Origin of the sequence: Enterococcus sp. C76 (assembly GCF_040886985.1) — a bacterium.
GTDB classification, from domain to species: Bacteria; Bacillota; Bacilli; order Lactobacillales; family Enterococcaceae; genus Enterococcus_B; species Enterococcus_B lactis.
Window position 1 is genome coordinate 1 of the sequence record NZ_JBFOEY010000076.1, and the last position, 284, is coordinate 284.

The 284-nt window shown below is 48.6% G+C and carries 1 protein-coding gene; it reads right to left on the reverse strand.

All coding sequences use genetic code 11. The features are described 5' to 3' along the window. On the reverse strand, positions 1-267 hold a 267-nt coding region (locus AB3I00_RS14820), incomplete at its 3' end, for a bacterial Ig-like domain-containing protein (protein ID WP_368025645.1). Positions 268-284 lie beyond the last annotated feature (17 nt).

The window sequence follows — 284 nt, forward strand, 5'->3', positions numbered from 1 at the left end:
TGCTTGTTTACTTATGCTCCCATTCGTGTACGTCACCACGTATTTCCCAGGGGTACTTGTATCTACCGTCCCTTGAGCGGTATTCGCCACTTCTTCTCGAACGTCTTTTCCGTCCGCATCGAGAGCTTTCACTAGGTTATCACTTGCCTGCCATGAACTTCCTTGTTTGATCGTACTGTCTTTGACTTCTAACACCGTTTGATCCACGGCTTCCGCTTCTACTGTGATCGTCGCTTGTTTACTTATGCTCCCATTCGTGTACGTCACCACGTATTTCCCAGGGG